Source organism: uncultured Gimesia sp. (assembly GCF_963972345.1).
Classification (GTDB): Bacteria; Planctomycetota; Planctomycetia; order Planctomycetales; family Planctomycetaceae; genus Gimesia.
In genome coordinates, this window is record NZ_CAXAVM010000032.1 from 13,888 (window position 1) to 36,711 (window position 22,824).

The 22,824-nt window shown below is 50.2% G+C and carries 19 protein-coding genes; 8 read left to right on the forward strand and 11 right to left on the reverse strand.

Annotated elements, in window-relative coordinates:
• Positions 1–25 precede the first annotated feature (25 nt).
• Together AACZ40_RS07855 and AACZ40_RS07860 are read left to right on the forward strand one after the other, a co-directional pair.
• On the forward strand, positions 26–1,219 hold the full coding sequence (locus tag AACZ40_RS07855) for an NPCBM/NEW2 domain-containing protein (protein WP_291171203.1): 1,194 nt from the start codon (positions 26–28) through the stop codon (positions 1,217–1,219).
• Between the two features lie 136 nt (positions 1,220–1,355).
• Positions 1,356–2,558, forward strand: coding sequence for a PQQ-dependent sugar dehydrogenase (locus tag AACZ40_RS07860; protein WP_291171201.1), 1,203 nt, complete (start codon positions 1,356–1,358; stop codon positions 2,556–2,558).
• 201 nt (positions 2,559–2,759) lie between these two features.
• Here the strand turns inward: AACZ40_RS07860 and AACZ40_RS07865 are convergent, their stop codons facing one another.
• The 5 genes from AACZ40_RS07865 to AACZ40_RS07885 form a co-directional block, all read right to left on the reverse strand.
• Positions 2,760–3,134: a DUF2237 domain-containing protein gene (locus AACZ40_RS07865; protein ID WP_291171199.1), complete on the reverse strand. Its 375-nt coding sequence runs from the start codon at positions 3,132–3,134 to the stop codon at positions 2,760–2,762.
• A 1-nt stretch (position 3,135) separates the two neighbouring features.
• Positions 3,136–4,059: a TIM barrel protein gene (locus AACZ40_RS07870; protein WP_291171197.1), complete on the reverse strand. Its 924-nt coding sequence runs from the start codon at positions 4,057–4,059 to the stop codon at positions 3,136–3,138.
• 259 nt (positions 4,060–4,318) lie between these two features.
• Positions 4,319–4,825 (reverse strand): YbaN family protein, encoded by a 507-nt coding sequence (locus tag AACZ40_RS07875; protein ID WP_291171195.1) that lies wholly within the window; start codon positions 4,823–4,825, stop codon positions 4,319–4,321.
• A gap of 90 nt (positions 4,826–4,915) precedes the next feature.
• The gene (locus tag AACZ40_RS07880; protein ID WP_291171194.1) at positions 4,916–5,995 is read right to left on the reverse strand and encodes a TauD/TfdA family dioxygenase; all 1,080 of its coding nucleotides are present in this window, start codon (positions 5,993–5,995) and stop codon (positions 4,916–4,918) included.
• 98 nt (positions 5,996–6,093) lie between these two features.
• Complete coding sequence (locus tag AACZ40_RS07885) at positions 6,094–8,097, reverse strand: PAS domain-containing protein (protein WP_339673897.1); 2,004 nt, start codon at positions 8,095–8,097, stop codon at positions 6,094–6,096.
• 425 nt (positions 8,098–8,522) lie between these two features.
• On the opposite strand from AACZ40_RS07885, the gene AACZ40_RS07890 reads away from it, so the two are divergent.
• The gene (locus AACZ40_RS07890) at positions 8,523–9,068 is read left to right on the forward strand and encodes a gamma-glutamylcyclotransferase family protein (RefSeq protein WP_291171192.1); all 546 of its coding nucleotides are present in this window, start codon (positions 8,523–8,525) and stop codon (positions 9,066–9,068) included.
• Positions 9,069–9,072: 4 nt separating this feature from the next.
• Here AACZ40_RS07890 and AACZ40_RS07895 read toward each other — a convergent pair whose 3' ends face one another.
• Positions 9,073–9,552, reverse strand: a complete 480-nt coding sequence (locus AACZ40_RS07895) for a hypothetical protein (RefSeq protein ID WP_291171190.1) — start codon at positions 9,550–9,552, stop codon at positions 9,073–9,075.
• A 292-nt stretch (positions 9,553–9,844) separates the two neighbouring features.
• Between AACZ40_RS07895 and AACZ40_RS07900 the strand changes: the two genes are divergently transcribed.
• Together AACZ40_RS07900 and AACZ40_RS07905 are read left to right on the forward strand one after the other, a co-directional pair.
• The gene (locus AACZ40_RS07900) at positions 9,845–11,959 is read left to right on the forward strand and encodes an FAD-dependent oxidoreductase (protein WP_291171188.1); all 2,115 of its coding nucleotides are present in this window, start codon (positions 9,845–9,847) and stop codon (positions 11,957–11,959) included.
• 47 nt (positions 11,960–12,006) lie between these two features.
• On the forward strand, positions 12,007–13,461 hold the full coding sequence (locus AACZ40_RS07905; protein ID WP_291171186.1) for a pectate lyase: 1,455 nt from the start codon (positions 12,007–12,009) through the stop codon (positions 13,459–13,461).
• A 16-nt stretch (positions 13,462–13,477) separates the two neighbouring features.
• Here AACZ40_RS07905 and AACZ40_RS07910 read toward each other — a convergent pair whose 3' ends face one another.
• Genes AACZ40_RS07910 through rfbC form a run of 3 tightly spaced genes read right to left on the reverse strand, consistent with a single transcriptional unit; the run spans position 13,478 to position 15,759 of the window.
• Positions 13,478–14,146, reverse strand: a complete 669-nt coding sequence (locus AACZ40_RS07910) for a histidine phosphatase family protein (protein WP_291171184.1) — start codon at positions 14,144–14,146, stop codon at positions 13,478–13,480.
• 33 nt (positions 14,147–14,179) lie between these two features.
• Positions 14,180–15,214 carry a 4-hydroxythreonine-4-phosphate dehydrogenase PdxA gene (pdxA, locus tag AACZ40_RS07915; RefSeq protein WP_291171182.1) on the reverse strand — a complete coding sequence of 345 codons (1,035 nt, stop codon included), beginning with the start codon at positions 15,212–15,214 and terminating at the stop codon, positions 14,180–14,182.
• Positions 15,211–15,759 carry a dTDP-4-dehydrorhamnose 3,5-epimerase gene (gene rfbC / locus AACZ40_RS07920; protein WP_291171180.1) on the reverse strand — a complete coding sequence of 183 codons (549 nt, stop codon included), beginning with the start codon at positions 15,757–15,759 and terminating at the stop codon, positions 15,211–15,213. The genes pdxA and rfbC overlap by 4 nt, the downstream gene beginning before the upstream one ends.
• Before the next feature lie 355 nt (positions 15,760–16,114).
• On the opposite strand from rfbC, the gene AACZ40_RS07925 reads away from it, so the two are divergent.
• Together AACZ40_RS07925 and AACZ40_RS07930 are read left to right on the forward strand one after the other, a co-directional pair.
• Entirely contained in the window at positions 16,115–17,152 is a 1,038-nt protein-coding gene (locus AACZ40_RS07925) for a trypsin-like peptidase domain-containing protein (protein ID WP_291171178.1), read from the forward strand.
• A gap of 80 nt (positions 17,153–17,232) precedes the next feature.
• Positions 17,233–18,327, forward strand: a complete 1,095-nt coding sequence (locus AACZ40_RS07930) for a PDZ domain-containing protein (protein WP_291171176.1) — start codon at positions 17,233–17,235, stop codon at positions 18,325–18,327.
• Here AACZ40_RS07930 and AACZ40_RS07935 read toward each other — a convergent pair.
• Both AACZ40_RS07935 and AACZ40_RS07940 read right to left on the reverse strand, forming a co-directional pair.
• Positions 18,307–19,095 carry a (5-formylfuran-3-yl)methyl phosphate synthase gene (locus tag AACZ40_RS07935; protein ID WP_291171175.1) on the reverse strand — a complete coding sequence of 263 codons (789 nt, stop codon included), beginning with the start codon at positions 19,093–19,095 and terminating at the stop codon, positions 18,307–18,309. The genes AACZ40_RS07930 and AACZ40_RS07935 overlap by 21 nt on opposite strands.
• Entirely contained in the window at positions 19,092–20,708 is a 1,617-nt protein-coding gene (locus AACZ40_RS07940) for a D-aminoacylase (RefSeq protein ID WP_291171173.1), read from the reverse strand. Before AACZ40_RS07940 ends, AACZ40_RS07935 begins: the two co-directional genes overlap by 4 nt.
• A gap of 288 nt (positions 20,709–20,996) precedes the next feature.
• Here AACZ40_RS07940 and typA point away from each other — a divergent pair, with 288 nt between their 5' ends.
• Complete coding sequence (gene typA / locus AACZ40_RS07945) at positions 20,997–22,820, forward strand: translational GTPase TypA (protein ID WP_291171171.1); 1,824 nt, start codon at positions 20,997–20,999, stop codon at positions 22,818–22,820.
• Positions 22,821–22,824: the final 4 nt, after the last annotated feature.

Sequence of the window (22,824 nt, forward strand, 5' to 3'; positions counted from 1 at the left end):
TGTGTATATCGTCTCGGGTAACCTTATGCGATCTGTTTTATTCTTCACTTTCATCGGGCTCACGGTTCTGAATCAGCTGCAGGCTGCGGAACTGGATCAGGTCGGTGGAAATAAACTGCAGGGAAAGCTGGTCGAAATAAAGCAGAACCAGATCACCATGCAGTTAAAGTCAGACAGCAAGACTGTCCCGGCTGTCGAGACGATCAGCATCGACCTGGACCATACACGCCTCCCCTGGAAAAAGACGGGCATGGTGATCCTGGCCAACAACGATCGGATACTGGGTGATCTGGTTCGCTCGGAAGAAGAATTTCTGCTGATAAAAATGAATCTGCTTCCGGGACAACCGGAATGGCGTGTTCCCCTGGAGACGGTCACGACGGCGTTTTTTGACTGGCCTGCGTCGCGTTTTACCCGTACCGAGTTACTGAAAAAAGCAGACAGGCAGGAGCAGAATGACGATCTCTTCTTTCTGAAAAATGGAGATCACCTGGAGGGGGAATTCATCAGTTTCAATGAGAGTTCGTTTCGATTTGACTCGAGTGCAGGGGAAACTTCGGTCCCGCGGGCAGGCATTCAGTTTTTCCGCTTTAATCCGGAGCTGATTAATTTTCCACAGCCGGATCAGTTACGCTATGTCGTGAACCTGACAAATGGAACGCGTGTTACTGTTTCAGAACTTGCATTGAGCCAGGAAGAGGTCACAGCGAAAACGTTATTCGGCGTCCGACTGAGCTGTCCATTAAGTCTGATCGAAACAATTACCCCGCGGGGAGGGCAGGTGATACCGCTCTCAGTTCTTGAGCCGTCTTCCTACCGGTTCACCCCGTACTTTAACCGGAAATGGGACTGGCAGCGAAATCGGAATGCGCTCCGCGGACCGCTGATCGCCGAGGGGAAAGAGTATTTCTCCGGCCTGGGGATGCACAGCGCAGGTGAACTTCGATTTCAGCTGGATGGTAAATACAGCGGTTTTCAAACGCTGATTGGCCTGGATGATGCGACGACCGGACGAGGGGATGTGGAAGTCTTAATACTGGTAGATCAGCGCGTTGTGTTTCAGCAGACGCTCTCAGACGACCAGCGGCGGCTGGTTGAAGTTCCTCGCATCGATACTACCGGCGCTGCCGAGCTGATTCTGAAAGTCGAGTTTGGTAAGAACGCCGACATGGATGATAATGTGAACTGGTTACGTCCGGTTCTGCTGCAGAAACAGTGAATCAGTTTTTCTGTCTGTCACAGAAAAGATGCCCCGTCATTCAGTAGCATCCTCGATCTGTTTTTTCTATTCTGGTTAACAGCTTCGCATGCATGTCCCACCTGTTAATCCCAAACCATTACAAAGAAGACACCTGATGAAATCAATCTCTGCACTGTTGCTGATTATGCTGTGTTTCTCGACGTCTCTGTTTGCTGAAGAGCAGGTTGATACCTCTCCGGCTCCTGTGAAGATCGTGAAAGTATTTCCCTATCTGAAAATTGACCGGCCGATTGTAATTACCCATGCAGGCGATGAGTCGAACCGTCTGTTTATTGCCGCTCAAAAAGGAAAGATCTTTGTAGTTCCCAATACGCCGGAAGATGAAGATCTGGAAGAAGGGAAGCTGTTCCTCGATATTTCGGAAAAGGTATCTTACCACGATAAAAAGAATGAAGAAGGTTTACTGGGACTCGCTTTTCATCCCGACTACAAAACCAATGGCGAATTCTTCGTGTATTACAGTACGCCTGGTAAATCGCATAATTATTCTGTCATTTCCCGTTTCCGGGTTTCCAAAGATGACCCTGATAAAGCGGCTGCCGATTCTGAAGAAGTGCTGATGCGTGTGGCACAACCCGCCTGGAATCATAACGGTGGAACAGTTGTCTTCGGGCCGGATGGTATGCTGTATATTGCCTTTGGCGACGGGGGAGCGGGGGGAGACGCGTTTCATAACGGACAGAATCTTTCCAGTGTATTGGGCAGCATCTGCCGCATTGATGTGGATCACAAATCGGAAGGTCTGAACTACGCGATTCCCACAGACAATCCATTCGAAGACGGGAAGAAAGCAACATTCCCTACCGTCCGAAAGGAAATCTGGGCGTATGGATTACGTAATCCCTGGCGGATTGCCTTCGATCCCGAAACCGGTGTGCTGTGGGCGGGGGATGTCGGGCAAGGGATCTGGGAAGAGATTGATCTGATTGTCAAAGGTGGAAACTATGGCTGGTCGGTACGTGAAGGGAAACATCCGTTTGGCCTGAATGGTGTCGAGCCTCGCAAGCACCTGATTGAGCCGATCTGGGAATACAACCATGATGTAGGCAAGTCGATTACCGGCGGTTCGGTTTATCGCGGCAAAGCGATTCCAGCCATTGTGGGGTCTTACATCTATGGCGACTATGTTTCCGGAAAATTCTGGGCTTTGAAGTACGATGCCCAGGGCAAGAAAGTGACCGCCAATCATGTGATTGAATCTCCCAGTATTCCCGTGATGACGTTCGGGACGGATCAGAATGGCGAGATGTTCCTGACTTCTTCTTTCAGTGAAATTTTCATGCTGAAAGCAAAATAGAGTCTGATCAGAACTGGAATGACACGTTGCCCGACCTGGTCCGCATGCTCGTTGGCGTGCTCGCCGGATGTCGATCACCTGTCAATTCAAGATTGATGGACCAGTAGAGTATTGCTGATATTCTCCATCCCATAAAAAACCACGGCAGACCAGATCACTGGTTCCGTGGTTTTTTTACAGGGACAGGGTGTGAGCGGAGTGTCAGATTTTGACAGCGTACTCCTGCAGATCTTCGAGGTCCACAAATTCAAGACTTGATATGTGGCAAGCTTCCAGTTTGACACGGGGTGCCATTCCCGCTTCGAGCGCTTCTTTCCAGCGTTCGACACACAGACACCAGCGGTCTCCCGGTTTCAAGCCTGGAAAGTCGTACATCGGAAGAGGGGTGCTCAGGTCGTTGCCACGTTCCTTTGAGAATTCGAGGAATTCTGCCGTGGCTTCAATGCAAACCGTATGCAGACCCATGTCGGATGCGCCGGTGTTGCAGCAGCCATCGCGATAAAACCCGGTTACGGGATCCATCGAGCAGGTTTCCAGTTCGGTACCGAGAACATTTTTTGCTTTTTTAAGAGTCATGTTAGAACCGGTCTACCTCTCTATATGCTTCGATGACAGCCAGGTCACCTTCTTTTCCCGGTTTCGAATTTCCGTGTTCCATTCCTATGATTCCCTCGAAGCCTTTAGAATGAATGTGTTTGAAGACATTCAGGTAATTGATCTCGCCCGTTCCCGGTTCTTTGCGTCCCGGGTTATCGCCGGATTGAAAATAACCGATTTCATCCCAGCTGTTGTCAATGTTCACAATCAGGTTGCCTTCGGTAATCTGTTGATGATAGATATCAAACAGAATTTTACAGGAGGGACTGTCAACGGCTTTGCAGAGGGCATAAGCCTGGGGAGAACCCTGCAGAAAAACTCCCCCATGATTGGCATACCAGTTGAGTGGTTCCAGAACCATCACCATCCCGTGCGGTTCAAAGATATCGGCACAACGTCTGAGTAATTCAATCACGTTGGCTGTCTGATAGCCTTCCGCCAGTCGACTGCGGGGGCCTTCGTCCAGATTTCCTGGAACGACGGTCATCCATTTGGCATTCACGCGTTTGGCAACTTCAACTGATTCTTTGATCTCCTTCAGCACGGAGTCCCAGACATTTTTGTCCTTGCGGGTAAATGTCGTTTTACCAATCGAACCATGGGCCACAAACACACCCATCTGCATGTTGAGCTTTTCCATGGTATCGGCGATCTGCTGCTGCAGTTCTTTGGGCTTCTTTTTCATGCCGTTATCTTCCCAGGCGGTGAACCCCTGGTCGGCAGCGAACTTCAACTGGTCGAGGGGATCATTACCTGCCGCATTTTTAAACATCCCAAAGTGCGGGCCATATTTGAGCTGGAAGGGTTTTGGCTTGTCTTTTTCCGCAGCTTGCGCCGCAGTGCCGGCGAAGAGGGCGGCACTGCCTGCCACCACACTGTTTTTCAGAAAATCTCGACGTTGCATCCGGGGGGCTCCTTGTTGTGGATTTAAATGCTGGTATGCGTCTCAATCTGTGATCTCATGTACGAATATCTTGAGATTCGAATCCAATGTACGTGAGTCGCAAATGTCGGTCTGGATTCGAAAGGAAGTACGAACGTTGGACTTATTCTAATGCATAGCGGCAGAGGATGCACCCGATTTTACCAGGATTCAGTCGTCACATGGAAAAGTTGATCCGGGGACCTGGAACAGAATGCTCAGTGGACGTTGTGTCTGTTTATCAGGAGAGGCCAGGCAGGCGAATCACGACTACGATTCCAATACAGGCCAATATCACCAGCAGCGATTTCAGCAGAATCGAAAGGGGGGAAAAAATCAGCGTCGCAGTAATGACAAGGACCACAATCGAGACTGCCTGAATTTTGACACTCAGACGTACCCCCCCATCCTGTTGCCACTCTTTAAGAACCTGGCCGAGTACCGGAGATCGCAGTAGAGCTGCATTTAATCGCGGGGAGGTTCTGATCAGAAAATAACTGGTCAATAACAGAAATGGTGTCGTCGGCAGAACGGGTAAAGCAACGCCCAGCACACCCAGTACAAAAAAAACGGCAGCCATAATCAGGTAGATAATTTTTTTAACACCGGTTACAGTCGGCACCGCTGACTTGTCGAGGGTATCGAGAAATTCAGGATGAATCTCATCTAATACAATGCGTTCGAACGTATGTCCGGATTGCTCGGATTCACGGGAGAGATCGTCTGGCGGCTGCGAATTACGAATCATGTGATCCAGGATTTGAAGGGAACCTGATACAGAAGGCAAATCTGAATTTTAGCTGAATCCCGGACTGTCACAAGGCCGAAACGCCAGAACTCAATTGGAGTCAGAACCCGTACTGTTTGAGAGATCAATTTCACGGGTTGGCAACATGCCTCCGCGAACGGCACCCGCTGCGGTGCTACCATAATTGTCTGCAAACAGCGGGTTCAGCGGACGACTGTTGGGAACGGCTAACCAGACGCGCAGTAAATGCCGTTTCAAATGTGATTCCTCGGCGTCTTCAAAGTCGTCTCGTCGATGAAATGTAACCCAGTTGTTCAGAAAGAGAAGATCACCGGGTTCCTGTGAGAAGGTGACACTCAATTCAGGAGATTCCGCAACTGTCTCCAACTGGTCCAGCGCCTCCCGCTGCTGGGGACTCATGTCCGGCAGATCCGGCGATGCATAAGCACGCTCTATGAGCACTCGCAGAAAACTGCCGGCAAAATGCCCGTCCTGAACTGAAAAGACTGGTTGCTGGCAGAACGGTTTCTGATTACCTGTATCGACGTTGTGCCTGAGATAATAAAACGGCTGCATCAGTATTCTGGTCAGTTCAGGAAAACGTTGCCGCATTTCATTGAATACAGAAACAGAACTGACCAGCTGATTGTTTCCCCCTGACAGTGCCTGTTGCAGGCAGAGAAAACCGATCACATCACAACGGTCCGTGTGGAAGCTTAATCGTTTGCGCGTATTAGGCCCGCGGGCTTCTTTCTGGCCGACCTGGAAACCTTCATCGCGGACGTGGAAGATCTTATCCCCGCTGGCGCTTTGTGATACCGGGGTTCCGATGTGGACAGAGATCATCCAGAACAGAATTTCTAACTCAGAAGCAGAATAGTTTTCTACCGGCAGGCGTTTCAACTGGCAGGCTCCAGAGCCCGTTTCGAGTTGTTGCTGGATCTGTTGTAAAACAGGCCCCAGATGCGGAAGGGGAAAGCGGGCGGGAGTGATGTGTTCCCGCTTCAGGTGTTCACGAGAAATGGTTTCGAGCGCCTGCTGGAGATCATCCAGATGAGCCTGCGTTAAATGGAATTGCCAGTCGTCCCGGGTAAATAATTCGGCACCTTTCCAGGCTGACGGGATAGAAAATCGGGTCGGCAAATCATCGGCAGACTGCAGGTCACTCACGCTGAATCAACTCCTCTCAAATTAAAGTCAACAGGGGGCTCGGTTGATTTTAGCAGATTCTCTCTCCTGAGAAAAGTTGACAGCGCACTTCCTCAGGTTTAGTGCAGAAGCAGTTGATTCAGTCTTTGCTTTTTCAGACAACCGTTGATGACTTCAATGAGCCGCTTTCGGTCAATCGGCTTGCTGAGATATTCATCACAGCCGGCGGCTATACATTTTTCACGATCGCCCGCCATGACATTGGCTGTTAAGGCGATAACAGGTTTGGTAAAGCCCATGGACCGGAGTCGGCGCGTTGTCGTATATCCATCCAGAACCGGCATTTGAATGTCCATTAGAATCAAATCAAAAGCGGCACCGATTTCCTCATCCACTGTTTTGTTTTTCTGCAGTTCATCTAATGCCTGCTGACCGTGTTCGACCTCTTTCACATCGGCTCCCGCTTTACTCAGCAGAAAGTTGATCAGGCGTTGATTGTAGATACCATCTTCAACCAGCAGAATTCGACTGTTCTGAGGGATCAGGTCATAACTGATTTTGGATGATTTTATTTCACGGATACGATCGGGTGAATAAAACTGATGCATTTGTTTCGCCAGTTGATGTCCCGTGCCGATCGTTATCTCAATGGAACTCAGGGAAGTCTTTTCTGATTCCCTATCAACGGAAATCTGGCCTCCCAGTAGTCTCGCCAGTTGCTGGCAGACAAACAGTCCCAGTCCCGTTCCTCCGCCGAGACCAGGCAGAGAGATCTCTTCCGGTTGGGAACTGGCAAAGATCTGCTTCAATTGTGCGTAAGTTAAATCTTTGTTTTCGAAAGTTATTTTGAATTTGAGGATCTGTTTTTCTGCAGCGGTGGAACCCGAACTGATCTTCAGATCGATACTTCCCTTTTCCGTAATTTTGATTGCCAGTCCCAACACGTTAGACAGAATCTGCTTGAGGCGGATCGGGTCGGACTTGATCGTTCCCGGCAATTCATTTTCAAAAGCTACATGAAAGGGGAGCTGCTTGAGCGCTGCTTTGCGAGCCATGAGAGTTTGAACATTTTCGATGACTGTGATCGGAGAACATTCCAATAACTCCAGATCAAACTGACCTTCTTCAATTTTGGATCGATCCAGAAAGTCGTTCATTGTATTCAGTAGATATTCTCCGTTGATGTGTATCGTTTCCGCAGATGTCAATGTGACGGGATCTGGAGCTGATTCAAGAATCATTTCAGAGAAGCCCAGAATCGCAGTGAGTGGTGTGCGGATTTCATGACTCATCATCGCCAGAAAATTATTCTTTTCTTTCTTCGCCTGTTCTGCTTCCTGTCTTGAACGTTTCAAATCCTCTTCCGCCTGAACCCGTCGATGGATATCGGTCATTGAGCCTGTCATCCTGATTGCATGCCCCGATTCATCACGCAGTACATTTGCAAATCCTCTGAACCAGCGATACGCACCCCCCTTGATACGCAGTCGGTATTCCCGATCGAAGCGGTCGTTTTTATTCAAAGCATTCGCAATCGCCAGAAAGGTGTCGTCCACATCATCGGGGTGCAGCAGAAGTTTCAGCGTATCCATACTCGAGTCGATTTCCTGGTTCTGATAACCGATCAACTCGTAAAAACGGGGGGACCACCATTGCTCTATGGAATTGAGATCGATCCAGTCCCAGATTCCGTGAGAGGAAGAGCTCAGCAGTCCCTCCAGATGCTTTTGAATATCTCTGTTTGACTCGATTTGCTTTTCCTGTAGCAGGAGGTCAATACTGGTCGCGATAAAGCCGCAAAATTCATCGGAGACAGCAGGTCGTCGTTCGGCCTGACACTGGAACCAGCGATATTGTCCATCCCCCCGTTTCAGGCGATATTCACATTGAAACGCTGCCTGAGCCGTATGTGCTTCTTGCCAGGATCGCAGTAGTCCCTGCAGATCATGAGGATGAATAAACTGCTGCCACCTGTCATTGAGGTTCTGTTCGAGGGTACTGTTCGTGAACTCAAGCCATGCCTGGTTAAACAGATCAAGCTGTTGATCTGAATTCGAGGCCCAGATCAGCAGATTCGAAGGGAAGCTGATTTGCGGGGGCGTTGATGTGGGAATCGATATCATTTGGAAATCCTGAAAAAACAGTGGCGTTACTTATCAAGTATCTCTTTGGAATCGTAAGCAATCCGGTGTATCTCTGGACTTTTTTGGATTGGGAAAGTGATCTGAAAATAAACGAGGCTAAATAAATGGAATCACCTCAGAATTCTTCTCGGAGGGGAAAATGTGATTGTCTATTTGCAGATATCAGGAGGGATTTCACTTGATAATCAGGCGAAAAACGCGCTAATTGATACTGATTAAGCAATTGAATCAGTTAGAGGAATCATACACAGCATGATGTCTGGCTGGTAAAGTATTCCCCTCCTGAATCCTCTGACCATGCAGGAGCTTAGTGTACTAAAATCACAGAAGGCGAAACGGCGACAATTTCTTGTGATTTATCAACTTACGTTGATGTGTTGATGGTGGTGTCGAAGCGGAAATTAATGATGCGAACACTTAATTATTTTGCCTACGGATCAAACCTTCACCCGCTGCGCCTGAAAGCCAGGATTGGGGATTGTCAGCTGTATTCAGTGGCACAGTTGGAAGGGGCTCGTCTCTGTTTTCACAAAGTGGGGCTGGATGCATCTGGAAAGTGTGATATCGAGTTGCCCACCCAGAAGGATTCCACAGTCTGGGGGGCAGTGTACCAGATCTCGCAGGAACAGAAGATATTACTCGATCAACATGAATCCCTGGGAAAAGGTTATCAGATTCTGAAAACGAAAGTCAGAGTAGCAGACCAGCAATATCTGCCTGTATTTACCTACCAGGCGATGACGGAATTCATTGATTCTCGTTTACAGCCGTTTGACTGGTATCATGATTATGTGACGCAAGGAGTCAGCTTTCATCAATTTCCTGCTGCGTATCGGACTATGATTCAAGCTGTCAAAATGATCGAAGATCCGGACCAGTCACGTTCGGCACGTCATCATTTATTTTTAAGGGAACTCCGGAAGACAATTGAAGCGAAGCTGGCAGATTGATTCTTCAAAGCCAGTGAGAGATGATTTCGTAGATCATTTCTTCTTCCAGTGTTTCATGTGCCAGTAACTGATCGACCAGGTCTCCCAGCGCCGACCAGTAGGAATCCTCCCTGAGCAGGTGATACAGGCTGATGGTCTGTTTTTCCAGATAGAGCATGCGGGCTTCGCGCTGGGGAACAAGTGCCGCCGCCGCCTGCCAGGCCTGTCGCCAGTCTCCCGACCATTCCGAGACGAGTGCCGGATGAAACGGGTCGCCCGTATGGATCATCTCTGCAACAGGTCCCGCTAATGCGACCAGGACTGCTTTCTCAAGACCGGCTTTCTGGTTGAGTGCGCCTTCGGGCCAGGATATCTGGGCATCGCCGAAACGTTCCGGGCCATCATCCCAGTCGGGATCAACGGTCACAGAATGCACGCGGGCGCCAGCATAAACGGCGATCAGGACATGGCCTGCTTCGTGGTAAGCGGTGAGTTCTTCAGTCATTCCTGAATCGCTGAATCCCTGTTTGAAGAGTGAAACAATTACGATCTTGTAATCATGATCGGGAATTAAATCAAAGTCACCCGTTCTGAGCAATCCGGAAATTGAACAGAGTATGGAACAGGTGATCTGTTAATTAGTCTTCCTGTCAAATCAGATTCCTGTGGGAACGAAGAAGTGAGGCCTGTTTCTTGCTTTGTATTGATTTGATTGTGCTGTAGAATGAAGGACTCAATTTGAGATACATCGATTAAAAAAACACTCGTGAGTTTAACAACCTGGAGAACTACGACCAATGAATTTCGTTCGTCAAATCATGACAGGCTGTCTGTGCCTGATGTTGATCACCTCAACTGTTTCTGCGGCTGAAGAGTATGACATGGTCATCTACGGAGGCACCTCCGGGGCTGTGACTGCCGCCGTTCAGGCGAAGCGTTTGGGAAAATCTGTTGTGATCGTCTGTCCCGACCAACATCTGGGTGGTTTGTCGAGTGGCGGCCTGGGCTGGACCGATACGGGGAATAAAGCGGTCATCGGCGGTCTGGCCAGAGAATTTTATCATCGCGTCTGGAAACATTACCAGTCACCGCAGGCCTGGCAGTGGCAAAAACGTGATGAGTATGGCGACAAAGGCCAGGGGACTCCCGCGATTGACGGAAAACAGCGGACCATGTGGATTTTCGAACCGCATGTTGCAGAACAGGTTTTTGAGGATTTTGTGAGGGAGTACCAGATCCCCGTTTATCGTGACGAATGGCTGGACCGCAAGCAGGGAGTGAAAAAATCGGCAGATAAGATTACATCCATTACGATGCTTAGTGGAAAAACATTCGCAGGCCGGATGTTTATCGATGCTACCTACGAAGGGGATCTGCTGGCAGCCGCCGGGGTGAGCTATCATGTCGGACGAGAAGCAAACAGTGTGTATGGCGAAGAGTGGAATGGCGTCCAGACAGGAGTATTGCATCACAGGCACCACTTTGGTCCGAATGCGGTCAAAGAAAAAATCAGTCCGTATAAAACGCCCGGCGATCCCGCCAGCGGGTTACTCCCGCGGATCAGTGGCGCTGATCCCGGAAAATATGGTTCGGGTGATGATAAAATTCAGGCTTACTGTTTTCGTATGTGCCTGACGAATCATGAGGAGAATCGCGTTCCCTTCCCGAAACCTGAGGGGTACGATCCTTCGCAGTACGAACTGATGCTGCGAATTTATGATGCCGGCTGGAGAGATACTTTTGCCAAGTTCGACCCGATTCCGAATTTCAAAACGGATACGAACAACCACGGCCCCATGAGTACCGATAACATCGGCTATAATTATGATTACCCGGAAGCCTCTTATGAGCGCCGGAAAGAAATCATCCAGGAGCACACAACCTATCAGCAGGGCTGGCTCTATTTTATCGCCAATGATCCCCGCGTTCCACAGGAAGTCCAGCAGCAGATGCGCAAGTGGGGTCTGGCGAAAGATGAGTTTACTGATAACGGGAACTGGCCGCATCAGCTGTATATCCGCGAAGCCCGTCGCATGATCGGCCAGTTTGTGATGACCGAAAACGAGCTGTTGAAGAAACGCTCCACTCCAGATTCGGTTGGTATGGGATCTTATACCATGGATTCTCATAACGTGCAGCGGTACGTGACTCCCGAAGGTTACGTCCAGAACGAAGGAGACATCGGAGTCTCGACACGCGGTCCTTATGAAATTGCCTACGGCAGCCTGGTTCCGAAAAAAGGAGAATGCGCTAATCTGCTGGTCCCGGTATGTGTTTCCAGTTCGCATATTGCCTTTGGTTCAATTCGCATGGAACCGGTCTTTATGATTCTGGGACATTCCGCAGCGACTGCCGCAGCGATTGCCCTCGATCAGGGGCTGGATGTGCAGGATGTGCCTTATTCAACTCTGAAAGCCCAGCTGATCAAAGAAGGGCAGGTTCTGGAAGCGCCTCCAGAGGTGAAATATGGCAAAAACGGAGTGAATCCGGAGACCTTGAAAGGGATCGTTCTGGATGACACTCAGGCAAAGCTGACCGGTAACTGGATTACCAGCCGTTCCGCTAAAAAATTTATCGGTTCGAGCTACAGTCACGAATCGAATACCCGGGATGGGAAAGCGGTCGCCCGATTTGAAACGAAGCTTCCCGAGTCGGGACGTTATGAAGTGCGATATGCCTACACGCCGAACGGGAATCGGAGTTCTCAGGTTAAAGTGAAACTGCAGCACGCGCAGGGAACAGAAACCCGCATGATCAACCAGAAAAAGATGCCACCGCTGGAAGGACACTTTGTATCTCTGGGTGAGTATGAATTCTCTCCCGATCAGTTGGCTACTGTGGAAGTATCAAATGAAAGTGCTGACGGGTATGTGATCATCGATGCGGTCCAGTGGGTGCCTGTGAAAAAATAGTCGGTCTGTTTTCTCATTTCAAAATTGATTAAGAGGAGTCATCAGTAGTGTTAAAGAAAATCGAAGGACTTGTGCTGCTGTTGATTTTGGCCCTGGTGACGTTGATCAGTTTTGAGAATCAGCCGGTTTCAGCTGCTGAGATCGAGTCAAAGGAGAACGTGCTACGCGCCATGCGGAAGTCGAGTGAATATTTTCGCAATACACTGGCCGTCCATGGAGGCTACGTCTATTACTACAGTCTTGATCTGCGGGAACGCTGGGGAGAGGGGAAGGCCGGCCCCGATCAGATCTGGGTACAACCTCCGGGGACTCCCACAGTCGGTCTCGCGTTTCTGGCAGCTTACAAGGCCACGGGGGAACCGTTTTATCTGGAAGCGGCAACGGATGCAGCCCTGGCGCTGGTTTACGGTCAGTTGAAATCCGGCGGCTGGACGAATTCGGTTGAGTTTAATCCGAACAGCAAGTTGACTGCTGAATACCGGAACGGGAAAGGCAGGGGGCGTAATTATTCGACCCTTGATGATGGTATAACCCAGTCTGCAATTCGCCTGTTGATTCATGTGGACCAGGCGCATCAGTTTCAGCATCAGAAAATTCACGAAGCGGCAGAGATCGCTTTGAACGCGTTACTTGCCGCCCAGTTCCCGGTGGGGGCGTTTCCACAGGTCTGGACAGAGCCGGTAAAAAATGTAGAGCCCAGGAAAGGAAACTTCCCTGCCTACGACTGGCGGACGGAAGGACGAATCAAGAATTACTGGGATCAGTATACATTGAATGATGGGGTGGCCGGCTACGTTTCCACAGTGCTCATCGAAGCGTATGAAATATACCAGGACCCTCGTTATCGGCAGGCGGTATTGAAACTGGGGGATTTTCTGATCGCATCACAATTGCCACAGCCTCAACCCGCGTGGGCGCAGCAATACAACTATGAGATGCAGCCCATCTGGGCCCGCCGCTTCGAACCACCGGCTGTAACGGGAGGCGAGACTCAGGATGTGATTGAAACCCTGATCAAAATCTATCATTTCAGCGGCGGTGATCAGAAATACCTGAAACCGATTCCAGAGGCATTAGCGTGGCTGAAAAAATCTCAATTACCGGATGGCCAGCTGGCCCGTTACTATGAACTCAAAACCAATCGGCCCCTGTATATGTCGCGGAGTGGTAAGAACTACAGTCTGACCTACGATGATTCCGATCTGCCTCGCCATTATGGCTGGAAAATCGAATCGAAGCTGACTCAACTGCAGCGTGAATATAATTTAAGCAAGGCGGGAAAGCAGCAGTCTACAAAAATCAGCCCCCGTGAACTTTCGACTCAGGTACAAACCATCCTGAAAAACCTGGATTCCCAGGCACGCTGGGTCAGTACCAGCACCGGAGAACGCCTGGCGGGACAGCCAAAAATTCCGGTGAACAGTCAGTACATTGCCAGTGAAGTCTTCAGTGAGAACCTGCAGAAACTGAGCGCTTTCCTGGAGCTAATCAAGGCGAACTGAATTCTCCGCAGTGAAATCAATGTGGAATCCCATTCAGATGAAAGATGGAGTTCATCGTGATGACTTTCGTGGCGCCGTCTTCGTAGCGAATCAGGTTGATCCCGGTATTGGTCTGTGCGAGGTCTTTGGCCTTGCTGATTTCCAGACCAAGCACCCTCGCCAGGTAGACACGGTTTACCACGTTGTGCGCGACCACGACGATTGTTTCTCCCAGATGTCGGTCCAGCAGACTCTGGAGCGCGGGCTCTGCCCGGTTGAGCACATCGCCGTACGATTCTCCTCCTTCGTACCGGTTCATGTAGGGGTCATGCATGAATGCTTCATATGCTTCCGGGAACTCCTGCATAATAATGTCCCATGATTTTCCCTCCCAGAGACCCACGTCGCATTCATGGATTTCAGCCACTTCCTGAGGCGTCAGGCCCAATGGTTTGCAGACTGCTTCCGCAGTTTCCCGGGCCCGGATCATGGGGCTGCAGTAAACATGATGGATCGGACTGATGTCAGAAAGAAACTGTCCCAGCGCAGCAGCCTGTTTCTGCCCAGATTCACTCAGACTGGGATTAATTCCACACCCCTGCAGGATATAGGGACGTTGTTCATTGGGAGGTGTAGCACCATGACGGATTAACAGCAGGTTTGTGGCATCCTGTTCCGGGTGCGGTACCATTTTGGGAAGTTTCATATCAGGTCCTGATGAGATCATGGGGGCGAACTCTTACCGGTTTAACTGCTGCTGAGACAGCTTTGCTGCAGCTTTGATTGCTTCGACAATGCCCCGGGTTTCGGGAACAGTCTTGCTCCAGGCGATGTCAAAGGCAGTACCATGACTGGGACTGGTTCTGACAATTGGCAAACCGAGTGTAATGTTGACTGCCTGGTCGAAGCCCAGGAGTTTGAACGGAATATGCCCCTGATCGTGATACATGGCAACGACCGCATCGAACTCGCCATGAACGGCACGACGAATCAGCGTATCGGCAGGTAACGGGCCGGTTGCATTCAGGCCTGATTGAATCGCCCGTTCGACCGCAGGGGCAATGATACGTGCTTCTTCATCGCCAAACAGACCATGCTCTCCCGCGTGCGGATTCAGCGCGCAGACAGCGACCCTGGGTTGATCTTCGCCCATTTTCTGCATCAATCCCGAGATCAGTCTGATTTTTTCAAATATCGCATCGGTGTTGAGTAAACCGGGTACACTGGCGATGGAAGTATGCAGGGTCGTGTGGACGATACCCAGGCCGGAGGGAGGTTGAATGGCAGCACCATGCGGCAGGTAAAGCATCATCCCAAAGTCGGCAACGCCGCAATGGTCAGCCAGAATTTCTGTATGGCCGGGATAATTGATCCCTGCCAGTCGGAGTGATTCCTTATTGAGAGGCGCCGTCGTGATGGCATCCATCTGTCCGGCCAGACAATCATCAATGGCACTCACCAGATAATCAAAGGCGGCCTGTCCGGAGCGGGCATCGATTTCACAGGGGACTGCATCAACAACATCTGATTTTCCGCGATCAATGCAGTTTGCGATTCCCGCCTGGAACTCAAGGCTGTCTGAGACGGATTCGATCTCTCGGATCTGCAATGTGGAACCAGACTGTTCCGAGGCACGCCGGAAAACAGTCGCATTTCCGTAAATGACAGGACGACAGATCTGAAAGATATCTGGTTTGCTGCAGAGCACGTCCAGCAATTGCGGACCAATGCCGGAGACGTCGCCCATGGTTAACGCGATGAGTGGGAGTTTCATAAGGATTCGAATATTTCACATTCGGACAGTGGTAGTCCCTTGCGGTCTTTTTCAGACAGAATTGGTTCACCCGACAGAGGCCACTCAATTTCCAGGGCAGGATCATTCCACAGCAGGGTTCGTTCAAATTCGGGAAAATAATAGTCGCTGCACTTATACATGAAATCGGCCCGTGGACTGATCACATAAAATCCGTGGGCAAATCCGGCGGGTACGAAGAGTTGTTTGTGATTTTCTGCCGACAGCAGGACCGAGATCGATTTTCCGAATGTGGGTGAATTCTTTCTGAGGTCAACGCAGACATCCAGGATTTCACCCTCTACAGCAAACACCAGTTTTGCCTGGGGGCGCTGAATCTGAAAATGCAGTCCCCGTAGAATCCCCGCAGAAGATCGCGAATGGTTGTCCTGAACAAAAGGCCCTGGGATTCCTGCCTGTTCATAACGTTCCTGCTGGAAGGTCTCTTTGAAGAACCCACGGTCATCAGAAAAAACACGGGGAGTGATGATCACCAGGCCGGGGAATTCAGTCTGTTGTATATCCATATGACAGCGAATTCTTTCTTGAGAGGAAACGGTTATTCAATTTACGTACGTTGAAATTTAAAGACACAGGCTAATAATAGCGAATATTCTGTTGGATAAAAGCAATCCTAAGAGTCTGATCTCTGAGTTCTCAAAAACTTTCGCATTGCCCGGCACGTACACAAGTCCTCATTTTAAAGGAATTTAGAAAAACTGCCTCTCTCTGACTTTTTCATCTTTTTTCTTGAAAAGTCACACCTGTATCGCGTATCCTATAGTCAACACATTTTACCTGAGGGATACAGCCCAACCAGCTGTTAAGTGAAGCCTTATGAGACAAACCCCTGAAATCACTACCAGAATGGCGGGCTACGTTATGCTGAGATCCCTTCTTTCCTGCGCACTATTGATTGCGGTCGGGTTTTCTGCAGCCCCACTGTCTGCTCAGCAGGACGTCAAAGTTCAGAAACCGGTTTCGAAAGTCCCCGTGGCAAAACTGTCAGAGGTCTTCTTCAAAACCGTTCCGGATTCGCTGGAAGATTTGCAGGAAATTGAGCGACAGGTTACTTCGCTGACCAGGACTGCAATTGAGAGCACGGTCTCTGTCCGTGTGGGAGAAGCACAAGGCAGCGGCGTGATTATCGATAATAAAGCCGGTTATATTTTAACTGCAGCACATGTGATTGGTTTGGCACAAAAAAATGCGACGATTATTCTACATGATGGCCGAACGTTAAAAGGCCGTACCATGGGGTTGAATCGAGGGCTCGATGCCGGTCTTGTTAAACTGATTGAAGATGATGATGTTGATATCAGCAAACTCTCTGCAGTGAAAATGGGAGACGTTTCTGAAGTGGAGTCTGGCGAATGGGTACTGGCGACCGGTCATCCCAATGGTTATCAGTCAGGACGTGATCCTGTCGTGAGGCTGGGAAGAGTCGTCTCTCGTAAGAAACACCTGCTGCAGACCGATTGTACGCTGATTGGTGGCGATTCAGGCGGGCCGCTGTTTAACATGCAGGGGCAGGTCGTGGGAATTCACAGTCGTATTGGACCCTCTACCAGCTGGAATTTTCATATTCCCGTTTCCGCCTTTCAGGATGACTGGGAAAAACTGATTGCCGGCGATATGTGGGGGGCAAAACCTCTCGGCCAGAATGCCGTCCTGGGTGTGAATGGTGAAGATACTGACCGTGGCTGCAAAGTGATTGGAGTCACTCGCGGCTTTCCTGCCGAAATTGCCGGGTTGCAAACCGATGATATCATTGTTCAACTCAATGATGAAAAGATTACCGGAATTGAACAGCTGGCTGAAGTGGTTCAACAATACAAACCCGGTCAGACCGTACAGATTATTCTCATTCGTGCTGGTAAAAATATGACGTTTGAAGTGCAGCTTGCCGCAAGAGACTGACAATAGACAACTGGCTTTCGATCTTGGTTTCTGCTCCGAAATAAAGATCACCTGAAATACCCAAATGTGAGGAGATAGACTTGAACCAGGATCAAAATACTGGAAACCATACAGCGACGACTGCTCGCTTTGTATTATTGGTTTGGATGATTTCGCTTTGCCTGGGCGGTTTGTCTTCTCAGAGCTACGCTCGTGATCAACTGCAACCCAGCCAGTTAACCAGTGGCTCCCAGATGCGCAGGGCCTTCCGTTCTGTCGTCTCCACACCCCGTTCATGGACTGTCCGGGTTCGTTCCAATGGAAAAGAGGCTTCCCTGGGCGCCATCGTCGAATCTGACGGGTGGATCCTGACCAAGGCCAGCCAGCTGGAAGGAGAAGTCACCTGTGAACTATCGACGGCAGAACGCTATCAGGCCGAGATTATTGGTGTCGATGGAAAACTCGATCTGGCGTTGATCAAAATTGACGCCAGAAATCTTCCCACTGTCAGGTGGAAATCGGATACGGATCCATTAGTGGGGCAATGGCTGGTCACTCCCGGTTTAAGCATGTCTCCTGTGAGCGTTGGTGTTCTGAGTGTTGCCCGTCGAAAAATTGATCCAGCACCCGGAGTTCTGGGAGTACAGATTGACGATGGCGAAGGCGGTGCGCTGGTGAAACAGGTCATGCGTGAAAGTGGTGCTGAAGAAGCGGGCTTGAAACCCGGTGATGTGATCCTGAGTGTTGCTGGCGAAGAGATCGACAGTGCCCGCAGCCTGTCCAATTTTGTGCGTAAGTTTTTGCCAGGCGACCGGGTTCTGGTTAAGGTCCTCCGGGAAAAAGAAGAAGTGAATGCGGTGGTTGTCCTTACAGATCCGCAAATGCTGATTTATGACCGCCTGCGGGAAATGCAGAAAAAAATGGGGGGAGAACTGAGCCGACGAAAAACAGGTTTTACCGAAGTACTGCAGCATGATACCGTATTGCGTCCGGAAGACTGTGGAGGCGTGATTGTCGATCTGCAGGGGAACGCGATTGGATTGAATATTGCCCGTGCCGGCAGAACAAAATCGTTTGCCATCCCTGCCAACCACATCGTCCCCATGATCCAGAAGCTGAAGCTGAAAGAATATGCTCCTTATAATCCTCTGAAAGAACCCAAGCAGCATACGGTCTCAGCAACTACCGCGTCCTGATCGTATTGAATCTGTCCGGAAGCACATCTGTTTCCGAAAGGAACTGATGGCAGATTCCTGGATCACACTGGTTCTGTTAAAACTGAGACAGGCGGCTCCGCGGATGCCGATAATATCTGGTGTCAGATCTGACAGAATTTCCAGGTCCTGAATTCGTAATGAACCCGCCAGCGCGATTTTCAGTTGGCTGCTTTTCGCCCGTTCGATGATCTCGCCGAGGGTGTCTGGAGAGAGCAGGTCCAGCAGTCTGCCGTTCTGTTTCGAGAATGTGTCAATCAGCAGACCGGCACAACGGTTTTCACAGGCTGCTTCCAGAACTTCATCTGGAGAGAGAGAATCCGCCTGTTTCCAGTCGGCGTAAGCGACTGCAATCCACTGGTGTTGGTGCCCACTGCTCTCCTCAATGCGTTGGATCAGATTTTGCCAGTCTGAACTCCAGTATTTCGATCCACTGCTGTCAGAGAAACCCATTTTTAAATATGTGATCTCTGGTGGGATTTTCAGGCACTTTTGCTCTCTTCTCCATTCGCAGAGCTCCCCCAGTGCCATGCTGAGTGGCAGGGTTACGGAGTATTGCTGGCAGTATTCCATGACAGCCCTCAGCGTAGTCTCATCGATTTGCCCCAGGGCACCGCGTGCGGGGTCTTTGAAGTCGAGAATATCGCAGCCACCTGCAATCGCGGGGGCAATTTCTTCACAGTTCCTGACACTGACCAGTAACTGTGTCTGATGCGGATTCAATGCAGCCTCTTTCCTGATCTGACTCACGGCGATGATTGCTTTTTTGTGTTGTTCGCAACCGTCTGGTGTCGCAGGGCTTTGCCAGCCAGGCTGCCGGTGGGAAAGCCGGCTGTGATCGCGGGGCTGCCATTCACATACAGAAAACGAATGCCATCCGAATACTGATGTGGATCATCGAAGGTGGCCTTGTCGATCAGGGTGTCTGTATCCATCACGACAATATCAGCATAAGCTCCTTCCCGCAGATAGCCTCTGTCTTTGAGTCCCAGGATGTCAGCCGGCAGACCGGTCATGCTGCGAACAGCATGTTCCAGTGGGATCACTTTCTGCTGAAGCGCGTAATATGCCAGCTTACGGGGAAAGGTTCCGTAATTACGGGGATGGGGGCGATCCGAACCTGGCAGATAAGCCCGGCCGTCAGACGCGGTGGCCACCCAGTCAATTTTCATGATCTGTCGGACATCGGCTTCATTCATACTGAAATTAACTACTGATGCTCCTCCCTGGCGTGTGATTTCCAGCACAATGTCCAGTACGCTTTTATTTTCTTTTTCCGCGATCTGCAGCAGGTTTTTGCCCACCCAGTCGGGGCGCTCTGAATAGCGGGCTATACGAACCGCTTTTCCCTCTTCGCGTTTTTCAATATTACTCTGAATGGCTTTTCTGATTTTTTCTGAAGTCTCGGGAGCTTCCAGGCGGGCCACCAGTTCTTTATTACTGCCAGCTCTGGCCCAGGCGGGGATTAACGTCGCTCCGAGTGAGGTGCTGGAAGCGATATAGGGATATTGGTCGGCAGTCACATTCTGTCCCTGTTTCCGGGCATCCTCAATCATGGCAGCCGCGCGAATCACCAGTCCCCAGGCATCCTGGCCGCTCGATTTAAAGTGCGAAATATGAACAGGCAGCTTCGCCTGTTTACCGATTTTCAAAGCCTCGTTGACGGCTGCCAGTAACTCGGTGCTTTCATTGCGAATATGGCTGGCGTAGATTCCCTGGTAACGAGAAACAATCTGAGCCAGTTCAACCAGTTCGTCTGTCTCCGCATAAGAGCTCGGTACGTAGATCAGTCCCGTAGACATGCCCCAGGCACCGTCCTGCATGGCTTTTTCAGCCAGTGATTTCATCTTCTGCAGTTCTTCGTCAGTTGGCTTGCGTTGTCCTGATCCCATGACTTCGTCACGCAATGATCCCTGGGGAATCAGGTGCAGTACATTTGTTCCGCTTCCCGCGGCGTCGATGATACGGTAATATTCTTCTGTATCGACCGGACCACTGCCGCAATTTCCCGTCACAATTGTGGTGCAACCCTGGGTGACATAATTCATGTTCGCCCGGGTTAAAGGTGAAATAATCTGCCGATCACTGTGGTTATGCAGGTCGATGAATCCCGGAGCAATTGTCAGTCCGCGACAGGGAATTGTCTCGCTGGCAGTCCCTTTGATCTCGGGGCCGATTTGTACGATCCGGTCGTATTTGATTGCAATATCGCCAGTAAAGCCTGGTTTCCCCGTGCCATCAATGATCGTTCCCCCTTTGAGCAGGATGTCAAACGAGGTCTGATTCTGGGCGTAAAGGGAATCTGACGGAAAAAAAGCGAAGAATAACAGGCAAAGGTAAATCTGCAGACGGAGACAGTCCATGCGATATAACCCCTTTGTGAATTATGAATTTATGGTGAGAACTCTCACTTTTAGATGATAAAGCGTCGTATTTGATAAAAGTATCGCTAAAACTGATCAGAACTACCAGTAAGAATGTCCAATTCTGGGCTTTGCGTTAGTAATCTATTGTTGATATATTTTGCGGCTTCTATAGTTGCCTGATGCGCTGTGAGGCGGTTTTTTGGTGAAACCCTCTGTTCCCTGTAAGGAACGTTTGAATATTAAGACGGTTTCCCGAGAGATTCATTGTGGGAAGAGTTACGAGTCATGAAACGAGAAGATGTGCGGAACATTGCGATTATCGCGCACGTGGACCACGGGAAAACGACACTGGTCGATGCCTTGCTGCATCAAAGTGGCCATTTTCGTGATTCTCAATTAAAGGGCGACTGCATTCTGGATTCCAACGATCTGGAACGGGAACGAGGCATTACGATTCTGGCCAAGAACATCGCATTGGTGTATAAGGGCGTCAAAATCAACATCATCGACACTCCAGGCCACGCTGACTTTGGTGGCGAAGTCGAACGCGTACTCCGCATGGCTGATGGCGTTTTGATTCTGGTGGATGCGTTTGAAGGCCCTCGTCCGCAGACACGGTTTGTTCTGAAAAAAGCGCTGGAATGTGGTTTGAAGCCTCTGGTCGTTATCAACAAAATTGACCGTTCTGACTGTCGCCCCGACCATGTCCTGAGCGAGATGTTCGACCTGTTTGTAGAACTGGATGCGGACGACGAAACCCTTGATTTCCCGTATATCTACGCCAGCGCCCGCGAAGGTTTCGCGACACATGATCTCGACAACTTCGGCGAAAGTATTCACCCGCTGCTGGATATGGTCCTCGAAAAGGTGCCTGCTCCCGATGTCAACCAGGACGCACCCTTGACCATGATGGTAACTACCCTGGAATGGTCTGAATATGTAGGGCGTGTTGCTACCGGCCGTATCAACAGTGGAAAAGTTCGTACCGGCGAACGCGTAACCCTCATCAAACGTAATGGGGATCATCTGAAGTGCACCGTTGATTCGGTAGAACTCTACAACAACCTGGGACGGGCACCCGTCGATGTGGCTTCTGCCGGCGATATTGTCGCCCTGGTAGGCCTGGATAATCCGGAAATCGGTGATACCGTTGCTTGTGCAGAAAAGCCACAGGCTCTGATCCGCATTGACGTTGATGAACCAACCCTGTCCATGCTGTTTACTATCAACAGTTCGCCTTTAGCGGGTCAGGATGGAAAATACGTGACCAGCCGCAACCTGCGTGATCGTCTGATGCGGGAACTGGAATCGAATGTGGCACTCCGTGTTGCCGAGCGGGAAGACAAAGATTCCTTCTCTGTCTCCGGTCGCGGTATCCTGCATCTTTCAGTCCTGATTGAGCAGATGCGCCGTGAAGGTTATGAACTGTCTGTCGGTAAGCCGGAAGTTATTCGCAAGAAGATCGACGGTAAATGGCATGAACCGTTTGAGTCACTGGAAGTCGATGCTCCCTCAGAAGTGGTTGGATCGGTGATGGAACTGGTCTGTGCCCGCCGTGGCCAGATGATAGATATGACATCCAGCGAAACAGGTATGTCCCATCTCAAGTTTTCAATCCCTGCGCGTGGTCTGATTGGACTGCGTACCCGTCTGCTGAATGCAACGCGGGGAGAAGCCATCATCAATCACCGCTTTGAAGCCTATAAAGCGACAGAAGGGGAAGTCCCGCGGCGTGCGAATGGAGTTCTGATTTCTCAGGACAAAGGCCAGGCCGTTGGTTACGCCTTATGGAAACTGCGGGACCGGGCAGAGTTCTTCGTCGGCCCCGGGGCAGACGTTTATGAAGGTATGATTATCGGAGAGAACGTCCGCAACAACGATCTGGTTGTGAATCCGATTCGCGGTAAAAAACTGACCAACGTGCGAGCTTCCGGTTCTGATGAGAACATGGTGCTCAAGCCGCCTCGTGACATGAGTCTGGAAGCAGCACTGGAATATATCGAGTACGATGAGTACGTGGAAATTACTCCCAAGATCATTCGTCTGCGAAAGATTCATCTGACCGAGAATGAGCGTAAGCGGAACCAGCGGACTACAACTGCTGAATAAACAC